At 43.1% G+C, this 3,904-nt stretch carries 4 protein-coding genes; 3 read left to right on the top strand and 1 reads right to left on the bottom strand.

Going from position 1 to position 3,904, the window contains the following annotated elements; genetic code table 11:
- Nucleotides 1–1,327, bottom strand: a 1,327-nt coding sequence (locus tag AB7U36_RS20160) for a UPF0182 family protein (protein WP_428161423.1), incomplete at its 3' end; no start/stop codon positions are given.
- A 309-nt stretch (nt 1,328–1,636) separates the two neighbouring features.
- On the opposite strand from AB7U36_RS20160, the gene AB7U36_RS20155 reads away from it, so the two are divergent.
- The 3 genes from AB7U36_RS20155 to AB7U36_RS20145 form a co-directional block, all read left to right on the top strand.
- Nucleotides 1,637–2,215 carry a chalcone isomerase family protein gene (locus tag AB7U36_RS20155; RefSeq protein ID WP_428161422.1) on the top strand — a complete coding sequence of 193 codons (579 nt, stop codon included), beginning with the start codon at nt 1,637–1,639 and terminating at the stop codon, nt 2,213–2,215.
- Nucleotides 2,212–3,570, top strand: a complete 1,359-nt coding sequence (locus AB7U36_RS20150) for an MFS transporter (protein ID WP_428161421.1) — start codon at nt 2,212–2,214, stop codon at nt 3,568–3,570. Before AB7U36_RS20155 ends, AB7U36_RS20150 begins: the two co-directional genes overlap by 4 nt.
- Nucleotides 3,571–3,702: 132 nt before the next feature.
- The coding region (locus AB7U36_RS20145; protein WP_428161420.1) for a hypothetical protein at nt 3,703–3,904 on the top strand (202 nt) is incomplete at its 3' end.

Here is a 3,904-nt window from a genome sequence, read left to right as displayed (position 1 = left end):
CCGGAATCATGGCGACCCCCTGACCGTGGGTATATTGAAGATGCGTGTTAATCCAATTTTGAGCGACTTCGGGTAGCTTTGAATTATTTATCTCTCTGGCGCCAAGATAGACCTGCCGATATTCACCGTTTACCCAATAGCGGTCAACATCAATACTTGGAAATGAATAATATGTCCGTATACCTTGAAGTTCCTCGAATACACTGCCAAGAATATCTCTATCCCAGACGGGAACATTACGCAACCGACGCAGGGTATCCGGATCATCGGCATCGAAAGAGGCAGCCGAATTCATTTCAAAATCCCTGGTTTCCACCTTGTCCAGCCCGTAGGCCGCAAGTGTAGAGTCAACATTTGCCTTAATGTAGTCCCTATCCCGAACCATTTGGTTTGGCAACACGATATATTTTCGAACGGTATCTCGAAATGTATCAACATCTTTTCCTAAGAATGCAATAACGGAAATCAAAAAAAAGATAATGGGCATTTTCCACCCCACGCACCTGTGAATTTTGAGTACCAGGAAAATACCCGTTAACATCAGGGACAGCACTGTAACCCATATAAAGGGAAGTATAACAGTCATCTCTACAAAGCCGGGACCTTTGAAAATAGGAAGATTGGCTGTTTCATACAACAGATCGTAACGCTCCAACATAAAGCCCCAGCATAAAACCGCAAAAATAGATATCACCAGAATACTGGTGTGCCAATGTGCTTTATGTGATCGTATACGGTGTTCTATGGGTGTTGCCGCCCTCTCGTACCAGTAAATAAACAGAACACCTGCGAGCATCAGTGCAACGACTATAAGAACTTCTTTTTGGAGCAAATGATAGATCGGAAGAGAAAAAAGGTAAAAACTGATGTCCCTGCCGAACAGAGGATCCAACACACCACTACGACTGCCGAAGAGAAACAGCAGTGACTTTTCCCAATTTCTGAAAATCGGTATGGCAACTATCAAAGCCATCACAAAAGAAAGAAGAATATACATGTCTCGCAAGGCATGGTTGAGATACTTTAACCATTTTTTTTCTTTGTAACCCTCGGGTTTGTCTTCAAATCCAATAATATGGGAAGCAACCCTGAAGTTGACATAGAAGATTGCAAAAAACAGGATCGTGAAAAATATAAGTATAAGGTATGGATAAAGTAGCCTCAGAAGATAATATGATGTCATTCCTTGGCCTTGAAACCACCACAAGTCCACAAAAAAATCTATGAATATAAATTTAACAGCAGCGATAAGGATAGCAAGTATCCCAAGCAAGCCAATTATGAATGCCATCCACTTTTTTATTTTAAGCATTTTTGTTTTAGTCATTTTTTTCCCATTTCATTTTTAAATTACATAGATTCAAATTATAGGAACTTCTTTTTTCACAATAAAAGAATGAATGAAAACATAAGAAATTATGAAAGAAGATCAATGTCTGACGAACCCCCTTTATGAATATAACCTTCACTTTTAGGAATCCTCTAATTCGATGATCAAGTTTAATCGTTTACATATTTTTTTGTATCATCTTATCTGCTTCTTTTCAACTATCTGTCCGGATATTTGCTTTTGATGCCTTGTTACCCTAGCCTATAAAGTGATAATATGACTGACAACAAATTTGAAGGGTTGCCAATGATGAAACTAAAAACAATATGCATCTTGTCTGCAATTATCTGTGTTTCCATCTCAGCTACTTGCCATGCCGGTGCCACAATGGTAAATGGGACTGAATTTTCAAACTCGGTTGAAGTCCGGGGAACTCGCCTGCAATTATCCGGTGCGGCACTGCTCAAATACATGTTTTTAATAGAGGCATATACCGGCGCACTGTACCTGCCGGAGAAAACGGATGGACCTAATGCGCTGGATGATATATCCAAGCACCTGGTTTTAGAATATCGGGTGGCGCTCTCTTCAGATGATTTTGCCAAAGCAACCATGGAAAAGATTAAGGGGTCTGTCAGCAAAGAAGCTTTTGAACGCCTTTTGCCAAAAATCAAGGCATTGAACCGACTATACAAAGATGTTCAGCCCAAAGACCGGTATGCGTTGACTTATCTGCCGGGAGTTGGAACCCAGTTGACGCTTAATGCCGAGCCACTCGGAACAATAGAAGGATCGGAATTTGCCAGAGCGGTATTTGCTATCTGGATCGGTGAAAATCCAATTGATAAAACATTTAGAGACCGGCTTCTGGGGAAATCAAAATGATCCGCAGACAAAGAGAAATCGACACGCCCCACATATCATGGCCGGATAAGCTGGCTTATTCATTGCCGGCTCTGTCCCTGGCAATTATAGGCATCCCCGTGTATGTGTTCCTGCCTAAATTTTATACTGATACCATCGGGTTGAGTATGTCCACCATTGGCATTTTGCTGATGGCTGTCCGGTTATTCGATGCAGTGACTGACCCCGTTATCGGTTATTTATCTGACAGGAGCGCGGGCCGTTTCGGGAGACGCAAACCCTATATTGCATCGGGATCTGTGGGTCTGGCAATTTCGATCATCTTTCTGTTCAAGCCACCGGTTTTGTCCGGGGCAATGATCAATATCTATTTTGGTTTCTGGTTGTTTGCCCTGTTTTTTTTCTGGACACTGGTGGCCATCCCCTATGAATCTCTTGGTCCGGAGATGACCGGGGATTACCATGAAAGAACCGCTCTTTTTTCCATGCGCGACGGGTTTTTAATCATTGGAACACTTCTGGCGGCAGGGTTTCCCATGTTAATTGATGGAATAATGAATATAATGGGAAAGGTGGCCACCCAAAGGGAACTATTCTCCTTCATGGCCTTCATATTTGCGCCATTGATTGTCATCTTCTCTTTTTACTGCATCTACCGAATCAAGGAAAAATATCAACAGACCGGCAGTGACGATCTGGTCAAAGGATTTTCAGCGGTACTTAAAAACCGTCCATTTTTAATCCTGATATCCGGATACACCATCAGCGCTGTTGGCAGTAACCTGCCGGCAACGCTGATCCTGTACTATGTGGAGTATGTTCTCAAAGCCCAGAGAGCAGAAGGCTTTTTACTGATCTATTTCTTAACCGGTATTGTGTTCTTGCCACTCTGGATTGTTGTTTCCCGCAAAGTCGGTAAAAAAAGGGCCTGGATCATTTCAATGCTTATCAATACCGGTGCGTTCAGTGGTGTATTTTTTCTGGGGCCGGGCGATGCAGTGATATATGGGGTACTGGTATTTTTCTCCGGTATCGGATTTGGTGCCGGGCTTGCACTGCCGTCTTCCATCCAGGCGGATGTAATTGATTATGATCAGGTCTTAACCGGACAGCGGCGGGAAGGCCGCTATATCGGGCTGTGGTCTATTGCGAAAAAATTATCGGCCGCCTTAGGCGTCGGTATTGGACTGGTGCTGCTGGCGAAGGCCGGTTATCAACCCAACGCGGAACAGCCCGGGTCTGCGGTTTTTATGTTGAGAGTGCTTTATGCGCTAGTACCGTGCATCTGCAATATTTTGTCCATTGTCATTATCAGTTTTTATCCGATTTCAGAGCAGGCACATGCTCAAATCCAAAGAGAAATCGGCCGCTTATAATACCCGCCCCCAATCATAGGGACTGTATCTGGCATGTAATGATATCGTAGATTTGGATATTGTTGACGGATAGTACGCTGCAGTCTATGATTGTTTTATTCAGAAGCTAAGGCTGCATTGAAAGGAGACTGTATGTATCGATATAAAAAACTGATGGTCTGCCTGAACCTGGACGAACATGATCGGTATCTGGTTAAATACTCAGGATTCATTTCCCGGATGACCAGGTCAGAAGAGGTCCTGTTTGTATATGTGTATGACTCTTTTGATATCCCTGAGGAGATCAGAAAGATTTACCCTCAATTATATTCACCGCCGGAAGCGATGGTGAAAA

The sequence above is a fragment of the Desulfobacter sp. genome (assembly GCF_050177295.1).
The sequence above is the reverse complement of the archived record's forward strand: the minus strand, read 5'-3'. Positions and strand labels throughout refer to the sequence as shown.